At 62.1% G+C, this 16,264-nt stretch carries 12 protein-coding genes and 1 pseudogene; 8 read left to right on the top strand and 5 right to left on the bottom strand.

The window, feature by feature from the left end; genetic code table 11:
* Positions 1-235: 235 nt before the first annotated feature.
* Together DYL59_RS32190 and DYL59_RS32185 are read right to left on the bottom strand one after the other, a co-directional pair.
* Positions 236-940, bottom strand: coding sequence for a methyl-accepting chemotaxis protein (locus DYL59_RS32190; RefSeq protein ID WP_420359314.1), 705 nt, complete (start codon positions 938-940; stop codon positions 236-238).
* Between the two features lie 201 nt (positions 941-1,141).
* Positions 1,142-2,170, bottom strand: a pseudogene (locus tag DYL59_RS32185) (cache domain-containing protein); the annotation flags it as partial.
* Positions 2,171-2,357: 187 nt separating this feature from the next.
* Here DYL59_RS32185 and DYL59_RS28630 point away from each other — a divergent pair.
* Positions 2,358-3,401: an LLM class flavin-dependent oxidoreductase gene (locus DYL59_RS28630; protein ID WP_135292164.1), complete on the top strand. Its 1,044-nt coding sequence runs from the start codon at positions 2,358-2,360 to the stop codon at positions 3,399-3,401.
* Between the two features lie 27 nt (positions 3,402-3,428).
* On the opposite strand, the gene DYL59_RS28625 is transcribed toward DYL59_RS28630, so the two are convergent.
* Together DYL59_RS28625 and DYL59_RS28620 are read right to left on the bottom strand one after the other, a co-directional pair.
* Positions 3,429-4,649 (bottom strand): MFS transporter, encoded by a 1,221-nt coding sequence (locus DYL59_RS28625; protein ID WP_135292163.1) that lies wholly within the window; start codon positions 4,647-4,649, stop codon positions 3,429-3,431.
* Entirely contained in the window at positions 4,646-5,320 is a 675-nt protein-coding gene (locus DYL59_RS28620) for an RraA family protein (protein WP_135292162.1), read from the bottom strand. Before DYL59_RS28620 ends, DYL59_RS28625 begins: the two co-directional genes overlap by 4 nt.
* Before the next feature lie 297 nt (positions 5,321-5,617).
* Between DYL59_RS28620 and DYL59_RS28615 the strand changes: the two genes are divergently transcribed.
* The 5 genes from DYL59_RS28615 (at position 5,618) to DYL59_RS28595 (ending at position 13,049) form a co-directional block, all read left to right on the top strand.
* Entirely contained in the window at positions 5,618-6,586 is a 969-nt protein-coding gene (locus DYL59_RS28615; RefSeq protein ID WP_135292161.1) for a hydroxyacid dehydrogenase, read from the top strand.
* A gap of 65 nt (positions 6,587-6,651) precedes the next feature.
* Positions 6,652-7,980 (top strand): MFS transporter, encoded by a 1,329-nt coding sequence (locus DYL59_RS28610; RefSeq protein WP_135292160.1) that lies wholly within the window; start codon positions 6,652-6,654, stop codon positions 7,978-7,980.
* Positions 7,981-8,308: 328 nt separating this feature from the next.
* Positions 8,309-9,049 carry an IclR family transcriptional regulator gene (locus tag DYL59_RS28605; RefSeq protein ID WP_135292159.1) on the top strand — a complete coding sequence of 247 codons (741 nt, stop codon included), beginning with the start codon at positions 8,309-8,311 and terminating at the stop codon, positions 9,047-9,049.
* Positions 9,050-9,322: 273 nt separating this feature from the next.
* Positions 9,323-11,731: a glucose/quinate/shikimate family membrane-bound PQQ-dependent dehydrogenase gene (locus tag DYL59_RS28600; protein WP_135292158.1), complete on the top strand. Its 2,409-nt coding sequence runs from the start codon at positions 9,323-9,325 to the stop codon at positions 11,729-11,731.
* 52 nt (positions 11,732-11,783) lie between these two features.
* Positions 11,784-13,049 carry a carbohydrate porin gene (locus DYL59_RS28595; protein ID WP_135292157.1) on the top strand — a complete coding sequence of 422 codons (1,266 nt, stop codon included), beginning with the start codon at positions 11,784-11,786 and terminating at the stop codon, positions 13,047-13,049.
* A gap of 6 nt (positions 13,050-13,055) precedes the next feature.
* On the opposite strand, the gene rpiB is transcribed toward DYL59_RS28595, so the two are convergent.
* Positions 13,056-13,541: a ribose 5-phosphate isomerase B gene (rpiB, locus tag DYL59_RS28590; protein ID WP_135292156.1), complete on the bottom strand. Its 486-nt coding sequence runs from the start codon at positions 13,539-13,541 to the stop codon at positions 13,056-13,058.
* A gap of 250 nt (positions 13,542-13,791) precedes the next feature.
* Between rpiB and DYL59_RS28585 the strand changes: the two genes are divergently transcribed.
* Positions 13,792-15,279: a sugar ABC transporter ATP-binding protein gene (locus DYL59_RS28585; RefSeq protein WP_135292155.1), complete on the top strand. Its 1,488-nt coding sequence runs from the start codon at positions 13,792-13,794 to the stop codon at positions 15,277-15,279.
* Complete coding sequence (locus DYL59_RS28580; RefSeq protein ID WP_135292154.1) at positions 15,276-16,253, top strand: ABC transporter permease; 978 nt, start codon at positions 15,276-15,278, stop codon at positions 16,251-16,253. The genes DYL59_RS28585 and DYL59_RS28580 overlap by 4 nt, the downstream gene beginning before the upstream one ends.
* The last annotated feature ends 11 nt before the right edge of the window (positions 16,254-16,264 follow it).

The raw sequence follows: 16,264 nt of genomic DNA, 5'->3' as shown, positions 1-16,264 counted from the left end.
TGGTGCTGACGGCAGAAATGTTGTGCCTCAGCCACCGCTTTCGCAGGCAAGCCAGCTCCTACAGTGGGTCGCATTCCAAAGGATAAACTCGGTCCACTGTGGGAGCTGTCGAGCTTTAGCGAGGCTGCGAAGGCGGCGGTGCTGACGGCAGAAATGTTGTGCCTCAACCATCGCTTTCGCAGGCAAGCCAGTTCCCACACTTGACCGCACTTCAAAGTGAAACCAGCAGTGCTAGTCAGGTCCTGAACCGGCTGACCAACTGGTTCAACGTCTGTGACAACGCCGTCAACTGCTGCGCATCCTGGCGCGTGGAATCGGCCAGGCTTGCCACCAACTGCGCATCCCCGTGAATCTGGCTGATATGCCGATTAATGTCCTCGGCCACTTGGTGCTGCTCTTCTGCCGCCGTGGCGATCTGGGCGTTCATGTCGCGGATCACGTCCACCGACTCACGGATCAAACCAAAGCTGGCCCGCGCATCATTGATCGACACCACCGTCTCCTGGGACACCTCCAGGCTCGCATGCATCTGCTTGCCCATCTGGTGGGTGCGGCGCGCCAGGTTGCCCAGCAGGCCGTCGATCTCGCCGGTAGAGTCTGCAGTGCGCTTGGCCAACGCCCGCACTTCGTCTGCCACCACGGCAAAGCCGCGGCCCTGTTCGCCGGCACGGGCGGCTTCGATGGCGGCGTTGAGCGCCAGCAGGTTGGTCTGTTCGGCGATGGAGCGGATGGTGCCCAAGATCGATTGGATGTCGTTGCTGTCTTTTTCCAATTGCTCCATGGCCTGGGCAGAATGGCCGATTTCTTCGCTCAAACGCCCGACACTGCTCACCGCCGCATCAATCTGCTGCTGCCCGGTACGGGCCTGAAGCTGGCCGTTGTCAGCAGAGTCCGCCGCCTGGCTGCAAGAGCGTGCCACTTCATTGGAGGTGGCAACCATTTCATGGAACGCCGTGGACACCATGTCCACCGCCTCGCGCTGGCGCTCGGCAACTTCGGCCATTTCCACCGAAACCTCGGTGGCACTGCCGGAGCTGCTGTGGATCTGCCCGGCCGCCTGGCCGATGCGCTGGATCAACGTGCGGATGGCTTCCAGGAACTGGTTGAACCAGCCAGCCAGTTGCGCCGTCTCATCGCGCCCTTTCACATCCAGCCGCGCAGTCAAATCACCTTCACCCTGGGCAATGCCTTCCAACCCACTGGCCACGCCGCGAATGGGCTTTACGATCAACCCGGCAAACCAGGCGCCCGCCACCGCAAACAACACGCCGCACACCAACGCAATGGCCGCGATCAGCCACGTGAGCCGTGCCGCACCCGCCATCACTTCACTCTCACGCACCAGCCCGACAAAGCGCCAGCCCAATGCCTTGGACGGCCACACCAGCGCCATGTAGCGCTCACCCGCCAGTTCCACTTGCACCAGGCCCTGGCCGGCTTCGCTCAGTTGGCGATAGCCCTCCCCCAACTCGCCCAGCTTCTTGAAGTTATGGGACGGGTCATTCGGGTCCACTAACACCGTGTTGTTAGCTTCCATCAACATCAAGTAACCGCTCTCCCCCAGCTTGATCTGCTTGACCAGGTCCGTGAGTTGCTTGAGCGACACGTCAATGTTCACCACGCCGCTGCGGTCGTTGAAACTTTGCACGGTGCTCACCAGCACCACATCGTCGGCGGCCCAGTAATAGGCTTCGGTGCGCAGGGTCTTGCCCGGTTGCGCCATGGCGGTTTTGTACCAGGGACGGGTACGCGGGTCGTAGTTGGCAAGCGCAGGGTCGCCGGGCCAGAACACATAGCCGCCGTCTTCGGTGCCTAAAGACAGATAGGTGTAGGCCGAATGACTCTTGGCCAACCCCTCGAACAGCTTGAACAGTTGTTGGTCGCGCTCACCGGGCGCGACGCGCGCCGCATCGCTGGCCAGGTAGCGCTTCACGTCGCCATTGATGCCCTGCAATTGCGGGTGCGCCGCCAGATAAGCGACGTTCTGGCTGATGCCTTCGAAAAACAGCTGCATGGCATTGTCGACCTGGCGGATCTCGCGCCCGCTGCTGTCGACAAAACCGTCCCGTGCCTCGTGGCGCACGTTGAGGATAATCAGCACCGCCACCAGTATCACCGGCACACTGGCGATGACCGCAAAGGCCAGAATCAATTTTTGTTTTATGTTCATCAGGCTCGCCTTCCTTGTGAGGTGAGTGTGTAACCGTTGGAGAGAAAAGTTTTGCGGATATTTCGTATTATGGTATACCAACAATCAATCCGCCGAACAGCTGTCTTCCAAGGCACGCTCACATTGGCGAGAGCACTTAAGGGCCCGCAGTCGACAGGCCGATCACAATAGATCCGAGGTAAGCGTCATGAAGTTTTCCCTGTTCGTACACATGGAACGTTGGGATGAAAGCGTCAGCCATCGTCAGTTGTTCGAAGACCTGACCGAACTGACCCTGATGGCCGAGGCCGGTGGTTTCAGCACCGTCTGGATTGGCGAACACCACGCCATGGAATACACCATCTCGCCAAGCCCGATGCCGTTGCTGGCTTACCTCGCAGCCAAGACCACCACCATTCACCTGGGCGCCGGCACCATCATCGCGCCGTTCTGGCACCCACTGCGGGTGGCGGGTGAATGCGCGTTGCTCGACGTGATCAGCAACGGCCGCATGGAAGTCGGCCTGGCCCGTGGCGCCTACCAGGTGGAATTCGACCGCATGGCCGGCGGCATGCCCGCCTCCAGCGGCGGCCAGGCCCTGCGTGAAATGGTGCCGGTGGTGCGCGCCCTGTGGCAAGGCGACTACGCTCACGACGGCGACATCTGGAAGTTCCCCACCTCCACCAGCGTGCCCAAGCCCATCCAGCAGCCCACCCCGCCGATGTGGATTGCCGCCCGCGACCCGGACTCCCACAACTTTGCGGTGGCCAACGGTTGCAACGTGATGGTCACGCCGCTGATGAAGGGCGATGAAGAAGTGCTGGACCTGAAAAACAAATTCCAGGCAGCCCTCGACAACAACCCGGACGTGCCACGCCCGCAACTGATGGTGCTGCGCCACACCCACGTACACGGCGAGGATGATCCAGAAGGGTGGAAAGTCGGGGCCAAGGCGATCTCGAAGTTCTATCGCACCTTCGATGCCTGGTTCGGCAACAAGACGGTACCGGTCAACGGTTTCCTTGAACCCAGCCCGGCAGAGAAGTTTGCGGGCCGCCCAGAGTTCGAACTGGAAAGCCTGCACAAGACCGCGATGATCGGCACCGCCGCCGAGATCATCCCGCGCATCCAGTACTACCAGGAATTGGGGGTGGATGAGTTCAGCTTCTGGTGCGACAACAGCCTGTCCCATGCCGAGAAGAAAAAGTCGTTGGCGCTGTTTATCGAGCAGGTAGTGCCAGCGTTTCGCTGATTGAGGTGAATCGCAGGCGTGGTTCTTTCAACTGCGCCTGCGACCAACCTGCCAACTCACCAACTGATACAACCCCAGCAAACCGCCCGCCAGCAGCAAGGTCCATTGCACGCTCAGCGCCGCCGCCAACAGGCCCGCCAACAACCCGCCGATGGCTTCAAAGCCGAACCGCATGGCGATATAGAACGCGATCACCCTGCCCCGCAACGCTTCCGGCGCGGCACTTTGCAGGGTCATGTTGCTGCTCACATTGCTCACCGTAATGCCAAACCCCAAACCCGCCAGTGCCGCCAAGGTGAACCACAACGGCGGGTTCGCGGCCACCGCGCACAATGAAACCGCGCACACCACCGTGCCCATCACGATGATGCGGCTCAGGCTGGAAGTGCTGCCGGCAAACGCCAGGAAGATCGTCGCCACAAAGGCTCCCGCCCCCGCCGCCCCCCACAGCCAACCAAGGGTTTGGGCATCGCCGCTGAACGCGTGCTTGGCCAGGATTGGCAGCAGTACCGTGTAGCAGGAGGCCAACAGGTTGACCATCACCACGCTGATCAGCAGGCGTCGAATCGAGAGCGTGCCCCACAGGTAGCGCAGGCCTTCGCGGAAAATTTCGCTCGTCGAACCCGAGGCCCTGACCTGCGCGCGGCTTTTCACCTTGCCCAATCCGATCAGCAACATGCCGAAGGCAAACGAGGTGAGCAGAAAGCAACCGGCCTCACCGCTCCAGTTGATCAGCAAACCGGCCAACGGAGGGCCGATAAACCGCGCCGCGTTGATCAGCATCGCATTGAGTACGAGGGCGTTGGGCAGATCCTTGGGGTCGTCGACGAAGCTGGCGATCAAGGCTTGGCGCAGCGGTGTTTCCAGGGCATTGAGCAAGCCCAGCAGCAGCGCCATCGCGATGATCACCTCGCGGCCCATCCACTGCTGCCAAGTGAGCAGCGCCAGCGTCAGCGATTGCAGTGCCAGTGCGGTTTGCACCGCCATCAGCAGGCGGCGTTTGTCATGCCGGTCGGACCAGGCGCCCGCCAACGGCCCCACCAGTAACTGGGGCAACAGCGTCAGAAACGCAATCGCCCCCAGCAACACGGCCGAGCCCGTCAGGTGGTAGGCCAGCCACGACAGCGCGACCTGTTGCACCCATTTCCCCAGGGTGGAGAGCCCCTGGCCGACAAAGTAGAACTGGAAGTTGCGATGGCTCAGCGCGCGGATCGGCGCAGGCCAGCGCGAGTTAGAAGCAGGATTCAAATAAACTCGCAGCCCTTTTGTATAAGGGATTTAAGGACCCAGGAGCGGTCGTTTTCGCCCAGCGCAATCTGTTCCAGCTGCTTTTGCTCGGCGGCATGTTTGGCGTAGGCGCGATCATACACCTCAGCGACTTGTTCAAAAGGCACGCAGAGCAAACCGTCTTCGTCGCCAACCACCAGGTCACCCGGCTCGATCACCATGCCCGCCAGGGCAATCGGCACATTCACCTCGCCTGGGCCGTCTTTGTAAGGGCCGCGATGGGTGATGCCGGCAGCAAACACCGGAAACTCGCCGGCGCCGATGCTGGCCGCGTCACGGATGGCGCCGTTGATCACAATGCCGGCCACGCCTTTCTTGATGGCGTAGGCCACCATCATTTCGCCGATCAGCGCGTTGCTCAGGTCGCCGCCGGCGTCCACCACGATGACATCACCCGGTTGGGCAATATCCAGGGCGTGATGGAGCATCAGGTTGTCACCGGGGCGCGCCTTCACGGTCAGTGCCGGGCCCACCAGAACGCCAGTGCGATGCATCGGTTGCAGGCGCGCACCGCCTGCGGTCATGCGGTGCATCGAGTCACTGATATTGGCGACAGGCACGCTGCGATAACGCTCGACCCACTCGGCCGCGACCTTGCGTTGCTGCTTGAGCACTCTGAATCCGATGGACATGGGGTATTCCTCTTGTGATTTTTTATATTTCGAAACGCCATTTCGAAATTAACACCACAAGTTGAAATCAACAAGACCAAAACCCACAGACCCGCTCAAGCGACCAATGGCCTACCCCATCAAAATTCGCAATATACCCTCGTTACTATGGGGCGAAAGCTCACCAAAGCGTACTTTCCAACGCCCATCAGTAAAATTATTTATTGCAACGCCGTTTCATTATGATAGGTTTCAACCACCGTTGAGCGCCGCAACGCGCCCCAACTGCACACCGACAAGAACACCAAGGTGCACAACATGACCCGAACCCTGCTGCTGACCGGCCCGCAACTGACAGACGACGCCATGGCCCACGCCGCGTCCCACGGCGTGCGCGTAATCCCCACCACCCCTTATGCACCCGCCGAAGAACTCACCGCGATCATCGCCCGCGAACAGCCGGACGCGATCATCGTGCGCCAGGGCAAGCTGACCCGAGAGATGATCAACGCATCCGCCGCGCTGAAGATCATCGCCAAGCACGGCGTGGGTTACGACACCATCGACATCGCCGCCGCCGCCGAGCGCAGCATCCCCGTGACCATCGCCCTGGGCGCCAATGCGCAATCGGTGGCCGAGCACGCACTGGCCTTGATGTTCAGCGTCGCGCGCCAGACCGCCCTGCTGGATGCGCGCATGCGTGATGGGCACTGGGACAAGGCCACCTCGGTGGGCATCGAACTGTCCGGCAAGACCTTGGGCCTGGTGGGCCTGGGCGCCATCGGCCAGATCCTGATGGAACTGGTGGCCCCACTGCGCATGACCATCAAGGTGTTTGACCCTTACCTTGCGGACCTGCCGAACGTGCAGCGCGTCGCCAGCGTGGATGACCTGCTGGCAAGCTGCGATATCATCAGCCTGCATTGCCCGCTGACCGAACAGAACCGCAACCTTTTCGGCGCTGCGCAGTTCAAGCGCATGCGCCCTGGGAGCATCCTGATCAACACGGCACGCGGCGAACTGATCGACACCGAAGCCCTGGTGCACGCCCTGAGCACTGGGCAAATCGCTGGCGCAGGTCTCGACACCTTCAACCCCGAACCACCACCGGCAGACTCCGCGCTGTGGGGCCTGCCGACCCTGGTCGCGACCCCACATGTAGGCGCCAACACCGCCGAAGCGCGGGACCGAGTAGGCCTGCTGGCGCTGCAACAGATCATGGATTTCTGGGACGGCACCGCACCGCCACCACGCGCAGTGGTCAACCGCCACCTCTACGCACACTGACATCGCCCGCGCCAAAGGCGCGGACCCATCGCCCATCTCCAAAAAAAACAACACGGGAGAGAGTCATGCCTACCAGTTCTACCGACATCAGCGCCATCGAGCGCTCAACCATGCGCAAGGTGGCGTGGCGGCTGTTGCCGTTCCTGATCCTGTGCTACCTGCTGGCGATCATCGACCGAGGCAACATCGGCATGGCCTCGCTGCAAATGAACCAGGACCTGGGGCTTACTCCGGCGATCTTCGGCTTTGCCAGCAGCCTGTTCTTTGTCTCTTACTTTTTGGTGGAAGTGCCCAGCAACCTCGCCCTGCAACGCTTTGGCGCACGGGTGTGGATTGCACGGATCATGATCACCTGGGGGCTGATCTCCGCCGGCACGGCGTTTGTCACCGGCGCCAACTCCCTGTACGTGATGCGCTTTTTGCTGGGCGCGGCCGAAGCCGGGTTCTTCCCCGGCGTGCTGCTTTACCTCACCTACTGGCTGCCGGCGGCGTACCGTGGGCGCATGGTTGCGATCTTCATGGTGGCCATCCCCGGCGCCAACTTCATCGGCTCGCCCCTGTCCGGCCTGCTGCTGAGCCTGGATGGCTGGTTCGGCATGCGTGGCTGGCACTGGCTGTTCATCATCGAAGGGATTCCAGCGGTACTGCTGGGGATTGCCTGCCTGTTCGTCCTCACCGATCGCCCTGAACAAGCCAAATGGCTGAGCAACGAACAACGCCACTGGCTCACCAGCCGCCTGGATGAAGAACGCAGCCGCAAGACCGCCATCGGGCATATCTCACTGTGGAAACTGCTGCGCCACAAACACATCTGGGTGTTGGCGCTGATCTACTCCGGCGCGTCGGCGGCGGGCAGCACCATGAGCGTGTGGGCGCCGCAACTGCTCAAGACCTTTGGCCTGAACAACCTGGAGATTGGCATGGTCAATGCCATTCCCTACGGCCTGGCATCGATCCTGATGATCCTGTGGGGACGCAGCTCCGACAAGACCGGCGAACGCCGCTGGCACACCGCGACCACCTTGCTGCTGATTACCGGCGGATTGCTGCTGGCACTGGTCACCTCATCCCTGGTGGCGACGGTGATCATGCTGTCGATGGTGCTGATCGGCGCGTACTCCATGAAAGGACCGTTCTGGGCACTGGTCTCCACCTGGCTCTCCTCCTCCACCGCCGCTGCCGGCTTGGCGGCCGTGGGCGCGATGGCCAACCTGATTGGGGGCGGGATCATGGTCAACGTATACGGCACCATTCATCACGCTACAGGCAGTTACGCCATTGCACTGCTGCCGTTGGCGGCGCTGTGTGCGGCAGGTGCGGTGATGGTGTTGTTGATGGGGCGCAAGCAGATGAAGGAATCAGGCGAGCTCATCCAACCTGCAAACGCTGCTTGAACAGGTGGGAGTGGGCTTGCCCCGATGAGGGCGTGTCAGTTGATACGTTTGCAACTGACCCACCGCCATCGGGGGCAAGCCCCCTCCCACAGTTTGGATCTCTATAAATCTCTTCAAGCGGTGGTGTTGCCCAAGGCGATGGATGCCAGGAATGAAGCCCAGAGGCTGGCACAGTCTAAATGTGGGAGGGGGCTTGCCCCCGATGGCGGTGGGGCAGGCACAAATGAGCTGACTGGCCCACTCCACATTTAGATCCAGTGGGCAGTCAAGATTGCCCCCACCCGCCAATACCAGTATTTTGCAGCCTACCCCCAACAAGGAGCCCCCCATGGTAAAAACCCGCCCACGCCCCGCAGTCACCGGGGTGGCCTCGGCTGATCGGGTGCTCACCGTGCTCACCGCCTTCAAGATGGGGGACACCGCCCTGGAGCTGGCCGAACTGGCCGCACGCACCGGCCTGATCAAAAGCACCATCATGCGCCTGATGGTCTCGCTGGAAGACCACGGCCTGATCACTCGCCTCGCCGACGGCCGCTACCAGTTGGCCACCGAGATCATGCGCCTGAACACCGTGTACCAGGATGGTCTGGACCTTGAGCGCCACATCACCCCGATTTTGCACCGACTGACCCAGGAAACCGGCGAGACCGCCTCCTTCTATGTACGCCACGGCGCCTACCGCATGTGCCTGTACCGGGTCAATTCCCCCCACCATCTGCGCCTGCACCTGCAGCCAGGCGACACCCGCCCCATGGACGGCGCTGCCGGGGCCGAAGCCTTGCGCACGCCCTATTCGCTGGCCGCCAAGATGATCAAGCCGATCTTCTCCCACGGCGCCACCGACCCCCATGCCTCGTCCATGGCCCTGCCAATCTTCGGCCCCGGCGAAAACCTGATCGGCGCCCTGGTGCTGTCCGGCCCCGCCAGCCGCCTGACTGCCGAGCAAGCGCAAACCCTGCACCCGCTGTTTCAGCAGGCCGCCCTGGAGTTGACCCGCAGCCTGGGTGGCGACGCACTCGCCGACGACAGCGCCCCGCAAAAAAAGCCTCGCGGTAAAAAAGCCGTCTAAAGTCTTTAACAGACGCATTTGTAGGAGCGAGCTTGCTCGCGAAGAACGTCAAGACACCGCGTTGAATCAGACCTGACGCGTAATCGTTGACGCTTTTCGCGCGCAAGCTCGCACCCACAGCAGTGAGAACGTCATTAGAGACCGGGTGACATTTAGCCACACTCCATCATCGCAGCACCTGTAATAGCCTATTGCAGGACTCTAATGTACTAACCAGTTACTTATCTTGCTAAAATCGCGTCTTTGCCCTCTCACCTTCGAGCATTTATCGATATGAAACGAGCATCGCGCGCCGCTGGCGTCTCTAGATTCATCCTGCTGGGCCTGGGCGTCATCATCGCCCTGCTCGGCGTGGCGTTGGCCGTTGGCGGCGTCAAACTGGTCAGCCTGGGAGGCTCCTGGTACTTCCTGATCGGCGGCGTGGCCATGGCGATTGCCGGCCTGCTGATCGCTTGCCGCAAACCCGCCGGCGCCTGGTTGTTCGCCGCTTTCCTGGTCGGCACGGCCATCTGGGCAGTCGCGGATGTGGGGCTGGTGTTCTGGCCGCTGTTCTCGCGCCTCTTCATGTTCGCGGCCATTGGCATGGTGGTGGCGCTGGTTTACCCGCAATTGGTTGGCCGGCCTGCACGCGGCGCCTACGGCGTTGCCGCTGTATTGGCAGTGGGCGTGGCCGTGTCGGCGGGCAATATGTTTGTCGCCCACCCAAGCGTTGCCCCCACCGGCACTGGCCCAGGCATCACGCCCGTGGCTGCAGCCGATGCGCAAAAAGACTGGGCCCACTACGGCAATACCGAAGGTGGCAGCCGCTTCGCCGCGCTGGACCAGATCAACCGCGACACCGTCAACAAACTCAAAGTGGCGTGGACCTACCACACCGGCGACGTGGCCATCAGCGACGGTAACGGTGCCGAAGACCAGCTCACCCCATTGCAGATCGGCAATAAAGTCTTCATCTGCACGCCTCACAACAACCTGATCGCCCTCGACGCCGACACCGGCAAAGAGCTGTGGAAGAACGAAGTCAACGCCAAATCGGCGGTGTGGCAGCGTTGCCGTGGCATGGCCTACTTCGACGCGACCGCGCCATTGGCCCAGCCGACCCAACCCAACAGCTCGCCGATCCTTGCCGCCAGCGTGCCTGCCGGTGCGCAGTGCCAACGCCGTCTGCTGACCAACACCATCGACGCACGCCTGATCGCAGTGGATGCCGATACCGGTAAATTCTGCGAAGACTTCGGCACCCACGGCCAAGTGGATCTGAAAACCGGCCTGGGCAATGTGCCCGACAGCTACTACCAACTGTCCTCCGCTCCGCTGATGGCGGGCACCACCGTGGTCGTTGGCGGCCGCGTGGCTGACAACGTGCAAACCGACATGCCTGGCGGCGTGATCCGTGGTTTCGACGTGATCACCGGCCAAATGCGCTGGGCCTTCGACCCAGGCAACCCTGAGGACAAACAAGCGCCAACCGGCGACAGCACCTACGTGCGCAGCACGCCGAACAGCTGGGCGCCGATGTCCTACGACCCGCTGATGAACACCCTGTTCCTGCCGATGGGCAGCTCGTCCACCGACATCTACGGCGTGGAACGCACCCAGCTCAACCACAAATACGGCGCTTCCGTGCTGGCGCTAGACGCCTCCACCGGTGCTGAAAAGTGGGTGTACCAAACCGTCCACAATGACCTGTGGGACTTCGACCTGCCGATGCAGCCAAGCCTGATCGACTTCACCGCGCCGGGCACCGACAAAGCCGTGCCTGCAGTGGTGATCGGCACCAAGGCCGGGCAAATCTACGTACTGGACCGCGCCACCGGCAAGCCGCTGACCGAGGTTAAAGAAGTACCGGTCAAAGCCGCCAACATCCCGAACGAGCCGTACTCCCCTACCCAGCCGAAATCCGTGGGCATGCCGCAGATCGGCGCGCAAACCCTGACCGAATCGGACATGTGGGGCGCCACCCCGTACGACCAGTTGCTGTGCCGCATCGACTTCAAAGGCATGCGCTACGACGGCCTGTACACCGCGCCGGGCATGGATAAATCCCTGAGCTTCCCGGGTTCGCTCGGCGGCATGAACTGGGGCAGCCTCTCCACCGACCCGGTGCACGGCTTTATCTTTGTCAACGATATGCGCCTGGGCCTATGGATCCAGATGATCCCGTCGCAGAACAAGGCCCAGGCCTCGTCCGGTGGCGAAGCGTTGAACACCGGCATGGGCGCCGTACCGCTCAAGGGCACGCCGTATGCGGTGAACAAAAACCGCTTCCTGTCGGTGGCCGGCATTCCGTGCCAGGCGCCGCCATTCGGCACCCTCACCGCGATCGACATGAAGACTCAAAAGATCGCATGGCAAGTACCGGTGGGCACCGTTGAAGACACCGGCCCCCTGGGTATCCGTATGCACCTGCCGATCAAGATCGGCCTGCCAACCCTGGGCGGCACCCTGTCGACCCAAGGCGGCCTGATCTTTATCGCCGGCACCCAGGACTTCTACCTGCGCGCCTTCAACAGCGCCAACGGTGATGAAATCTGGAAAGCCCGCCTGCCCGTCGGCAGCCAGGGTGGCCCAATGACCTACGTATCGCCGAAAACCGGCAAGCAATACGTGGTCATCACCGCAGGTGGCGCTCGCCAGTCCACCGACCGTGGCGACTACGTGATCGCCTACGCACTGCCATAACCCCCTGTCAGCGCGGTGCCCCCGCACCGCGCTTTTCGCTTGGAAGACCCGCATGACCCCCACTTCTCACATCCCACTTGGGCGCCTGCTGCTGGGCGTCGCCCTGAGTGCCGCCCTGCCCGCGCAAGCCGATGACACCACCCTGACCGGCGACTGGGGCGGCCTGCGCCGCGAGCTGGAAGACACCGGCATCCGCTTCACCGGCGACTACAGCGGCGAAACCGCCTACAACGCTCACGGCGGGCAACACCGCTCGGCGCGCTACTCGCAGAACCTCAAGCTCGGCGTGCAGTTCGACCTGGGCAAGCTGTACGGCCTCAACAATGGCGACCGCATCCAAGTCACCATCAACGACCGTCGCGGCAACAGTGCCTCCGAGGACCTGGTGGGTAACCGCCTGCCGATCCAGGAAAACTACGGCGGCCTCTACACCCGCCTGACCGAGTTGAGCTACGAACGCACCCTGTTCACCCCGGCGCTCAACGTCAAACTCGGCTACATGGCCATGGGCAATGACCTCGGCGGCCTGGACAGCGGCATTTTGTGCAACTTCATGAACGCCGGTTTCTGCGGGCACCCGCTGAACATGTCCGGCGGCAGCGGCTGGACCAACTACCCCAACGCCCGCCTGGGTGCACGGGTCAAATACGACTTCTCGCCAAGCTGGCAGTTGCGCGTGGCCGCATTCAATGTAGACCCGGACAGCAATGGCGACTCCAGCCGCGCCTGGAAGCTGAGCCCCAAGCACACCACCGGCACCGTGGTGCCCATTGAGTTGTTGTACAAGCACGCAGGCCCGCTGCCGGGCGAGTACAAGCTGGGTTACTACTACGACAGCTCGGATGTAAAACGCATCGGCAGCAGCAAAGACGTGAGCGGCCGTAGCGGTCACTACCTGCTGATCGACCAGGCCGTGTGGGCTTCGGACTCATCCGCCGGCCGCGTGCTGCATGCCTTCGGCCAGTACTCTGCCGCCAGCGAAGCGGCCTCGCCATTCAGCAAGTGGTATGGCGCAGGCGTGGTGCTGTACAAGCCGTTCGAAGGCCGTCCGCGTGACACCCTGGCCCTGGGCTATGGTCGCGCCGTGCCCAACCCGCGCAGCCGCGAGGTGCAAGAGTTGGCGGCCATCAACGCCGGCACCGACTACCCCAGCCTGAACAATGCCGAGCAACTGATCGAACTCAGCTACGGCTACCAGGCCACCCCATGGCTGACCCTGCGTCCGGATGTGCAATACATCATCGAGCCGGGGGCGTTTTCCGGTGACAACATCGACAACGCCCTGGTGCTTGGCCTGCAGGTTAAAGCGGTGTTCTGAACCGGCTCACTTGTCGTCTGATGGCAAGGCCCTGTTCGCCTGTTCGAGCGCAGTGATGCGCTCGACTTTCGCCCCGGAGCGCTCCGCTTCGAACTCCGACTCCAGAAACACCTTGACGATGCTCTTGGCCAGCTCGGGCCCGATCACCCGTGCACCAATGGACAGGATCTGTGCATCGTTGCTTTTGCGTGCCCGCTCGGCCGAATAGGTGTCATGGGCCTGGGCCGCACGCACACCCATGATCTTGTTCGCCGAAATCGCCATGCCGATACCGGTGCCACAAATCAGCACGCCCAAACGTTGTTCACCCGCACCCACCGCCGTGGCCACGGCCGCCGCAATGTCCGGGTAGAGCACCGGGCTGGACGAATAGCAGCCGAAATCTTCAATCCCATAACCCAGGCTTTCGAGGTAGCCCTTGAGCAGTTCCTTAAGTTCAAAGCCCGCCTCATCGCAGCCGACGGCTACCGAAAATCTTGTTTGTGCACCCATCACGCTTCCTCCGCCGCCCTTCACACCGATCAAATGATCACTTACTGAAAATATGCACAAACATTAGCGAATGACAGGCGCACCGCTGTCAAGGCTTATTTAAAGGGTTATTCGCATAAAAAGGCGAAAGGACCAGAACGCACCAGAGCAAGCCATTGACAAAACGGGCAGAGGCAGTTTAAACATATGATCACCATCCGATCATATGATCAGATAGACCTAATAAGAAAATCAGCAAGAGGACACACCGATGGCCACGCCATTACTGCTCCAGGCTGAACAAGTTTCCAAGGCCTATGCCGGGGTCCCTGCCCTGCGCGACGGGCGCCTCTCCCTGCGGGCCGGCAGCGTGCACGCGCTATGTGGCGGTAATGGCGCCGGCAAATCCACCTTTCTCAGCATCCTGATGGGCATTACCCAGCGTGACGCCGGCACCATCCTGCTCAACGGCCAGCCGGTGCAATTCGACCGCCCCAGCGCGGCACTTGCCGCCGGGGTGGCGATGATCACCCAGGAGCTGGAACCCATTCCCTACATGACCGTGGCCGAAAACATCTGGCTGGGCCGCGAACCGCGCCGCGCCGGCTGCATTGTCGACACCAAGGAATTGAACCGGCGTACCCGCGAGTTGCTGCACAACCTGGAATTCGAGGTAGACGCCACCAGCCCCATGCACCGCCTGAGCGTGGCGCAGATCCAACTGGTGGAAATCGCCAAGGCCTTCAGCCATGACTGCCAGGTGATGATCATGGACGAACCCACCTCGGCCATCGGCGAACACGAGGCGCAAACCCTGTTCAAGGCGATCCGCCGCCTCACCGCCCGTGGCGCCGGCATCATCTATGTGTCCCACCGCCTCAGCGAACTGGCGCAGATTGCCGACGAGTACAGCATCTTTCGCGACGGCGCCTTTGTGGAAAGCGGGCGCATGGCCGATATCGACCGCGCCCACCTGGTGCGTGGCATCGTCGGCCAGGAGCTGCAACGCATCGACCATAAAGTCGGCCGCGAATGCGCCGCCAGCACCTGCCTGGACGTCAGCGGCCTGAGCCGCGACGGCGAGTTCCACGACATCAGCCTGCAACTGCGCCAGGGCGAGATCCTGGGCATCTATGGGCTGATGGGCTCGGGCCGCAGCGAATTTCTCAACTGCCTGTACGGCCTGACCCTGCCAGATGCCGGCAGCGCCACCCTGCAAGGCCAACCGCTGCCTACCGGCACGCCCGCCGCCACGATCCGCGCCGGCATGTCGCTGGTCACCGAAGACCGCAAGGACAGCGGCCTGGTGCTCAGTGGCAGCATCCTCGCCAATATTGCGCTGTCGGCCTACAAGCAGCTGTCGAGCTGGTCGGTGATCAACGCACGCAAGGAAAACGCGCTGGCCCAAAGCATGGTCAAGCGCCTGCAGATCAAGGTCTCGTCCCTGGACCTGCCGGTGGAGTCCATGAGCGGCGGCAACCAGCAAAAGGTGGTGCTCGCCAAATGCCTGTCGACCCAGCCGATCTGCCTGCTGTGCGACGAGCCCACCCGTGGCATCGACGAGGGCGCCAAGCAGGAGATCTACCACCTGCTGGACGAGTTCGTACGGGCCGGGGGCGCGGCCATCGTGGTCTCATCCGAGGCCCCGGAGCTGCTGCATTTGAGTGACCGTATCGCGGTGTTCAAAGGCGGCCGCCTGGTCACCGTCAGCACCGACACCGCCCTTTCCCAGGAAGCCTTGTTGAGTCTTGCCTCATGAACAGTAAAGTCCTTGCCGCTCCCGTCACCGCCGCGCCGCGCAACCGCCTGCGCCTGTCCCTCGACCGCTTCGGCCTGCCGCTGGTGTTTATCCTGCTGTGCCTGGTGATGGCGTTTTCCAGCGAATACTTCATGACCTGGCGCAACTGGATGGACATCCTGCGCCAGACCTCCATCAACGGCATCCTGGCCGTGGGCATGACCTACGTGATTTTGACGAAGGGCATCGACCTGTCGGTGGGCTCAATCCTGGCGTTTGCCGGCTTGTGCAGCGCCTTGGTCGCTACCCAGGGCTATGGCCTGCTGGCGGCGGTGAGCGCAGGGATGTTTGCCGGCGCCATGCTGGGCGTGGTCAACGGCTTCATGGTTGCCAACCTGTCGATCCCCCCCTTTGTCGCCACCCTGGGCATGCTCAGCGTGGCGCGGGGCATGACCTTCATTCTTAACGACGGCAGCCCGGTGACCGACTTGCCGGACACTTTTCTGGCCTTGGGCATCGGCAAGCTCGGCCCCATCGGCGTGCCGATCATTATCTTTGCGGTGGTGGCGCTGATCTTCTGGATGGTGCTGCGCTACACCACCTACGGGCGCTACGTGTACGCGGTGGGCGGCAATGAAAAGAGCGCGCGCACCTCCGGCATCGGCGTGCGCAAGGTGACGTTCTCGGTGTATGTGATTTCCGGGCTGTTGGCGGGCCTTGCCGGCGTGGTGCTGGCGGCACGCACCACCTCGGCGCTGCCCCAGGCGGGTGTGTCCTATGAGCTGGACGCGATTGCCGCCGTGGTGATCGGCGGCACCAGCCTTTCCGGTGGCACCGGCAGTATTGTCGGCACCTTGTTTGGCGCGCTGCTGATCGGCGTGATCAACAACGGTTTGAACCTGCTCGGGGTGTCTTCGTATTACCAACAAGTGGCCAAGGGGTTGATCATCGTGCTTGCGGTGCTGATCGACGTCTGGCGCAAGAAAAAACGCTAAGTGGAGTGTGT

Origin of the sequence: Pseudomonas kairouanensis, from assembly GCF_004682055.1 — a bacterium.
Classification (GTDB): Bacteria; Pseudomonadota; Gammaproteobacteria; order Pseudomonadales; family Pseudomonadaceae; genus Aquipseudomonas; species Aquipseudomonas kairouanensis.
Note: the sequence above shows the minus strand (reverse complement) of the source record. Positions and strands in the feature narration are given on the sequence as shown.